Genomic DNA, 1179 nt, shown 5'->3' with positions numbered 1-1179 from the left:
GCGGTTTATTAATGAGGATACGTATGAAGGGGAACTAGCGAATCCGCTGAGTTTGAATTTGTATACGTATGTGGAGAATAATCCGTTAACGAATATAGACCCGACGGGGCACTACTGTGTATCTGCGGATGGAAATTGGGCTCATGGAGGTAGTTGCGATAATGGTGCATCAAATTCCAAATATCTTGGTGATGATGAGAAATTCCAGGGTAATCCAGTATTAGAGGATGGAGAAGTAAAGGGATATTTAGGAATTAGTGGTGCATACCTACCGGAAGAAATGAACTTTTGGAGTTATGCTTATACAAGTTGGTCAGAGAATGGTAACAACGATTTATATTACAAACTAGATAGAGGTACTCAAGAGACATTTAGAAAGCAACATCTTCAAAGTTACATGGATGGACAAATCGAACAAGGATTTCCTGATTTTAAAGAAGGGTTTGCTTGGGGTGCAACACTTGGGAGGGGAGGAATTATTAAAAGTGGACTCAAACAAACTTTGGGTTCAATTAATAAAATTGATGATAAACATCTAAAAAAGCAAGGATTTGACGCACATGAATTAAAAAGAGATTTTCTTGGAAGAAAAGCACAAATCGCTCATTATGACTTGTATGTTGAAAAAGAAACTGGTGAAATTTTGATTTACAAAAAAGGTGGGAAGGGTGATAGGATACATACAGGGATTTATATAAAGTAACGGAGGAACTAGACATGGATAAAACTTCTGTTTTAGTGGAATTTATTGTTACGGGTGAGCTTTTTGATCCAATTGAAATATCAAATAGATTAAAATTAACACCGTCTGGTTTTTATGTTAAAGGCCAACAAGTACACGATAGAAATGTTGTTAGAAAGGAAACTTGCTGGTATATAAAAACTGATTATGAGCAGTCACTTGATATTAACGATCAACTTAGTAAATTAATTAATCTTATTCGAGATAAAAAGACGCAACTAGTAGAGTTAAGGGAAGAGTTACTGTTGGATTATAAGTTCAGTATTGTTCTTAAAATTGAGGAGAATCAGACCCCTGCTATATATCTATCTAGTGATACTGTTGAATTTGCAGGAAGCATCAAAGCGGAATTTGACTTTGATATGTATATTTATTAACTGGACAGTCAAAAGTTCTACATCTTTAAGAAGCAAGCGATTTAGCGTCCGGCAAGGCCA

The 1179-nt window shown here is 35.5% G+C and carries 2 protein-coding genes; both read left to right on the top strand.

What is annotated here, in order from left to right:
• Positions 1 to 703, top strand: a 703-nt coding sequence (locus tag AC6ROY_RS25375; protein WP_500103340.1) for a polymorphic toxin type 33 domain-containing protein, incomplete at its 5' end; no start/stop codon positions are given.
• Positions 704 to 717: 14 nt separating this feature from the next.
• Positions 718 to 1119, top strand: a complete 402-nt coding sequence (locus tag AC6ROY_RS25370) for a DUF4279 domain-containing protein (protein WP_500103339.1) — start codon at positions 718 to 720, stop codon at positions 1117 to 1119.
• Positions 1120 to 1179 lie beyond the last annotated feature (60 nt).

The organism is Paenibacillus sp. sg306046 (genome assembly GCF_059821225.1).
The sequence above is the reverse complement of the archived record's forward strand: the minus strand, read 5'-3'. Positions and strand labels throughout refer to the sequence as shown.

What these genes read in the sequence shown, in the direction of transcription:
- AC6ROY_RS25370 (WP_500103339.1), top strand. Translation starts at nt 718, where the DNA reads ATGGATAAAACTTCTGTTTTAGTGGAATTTATTGTTACGGGTGAGCTT.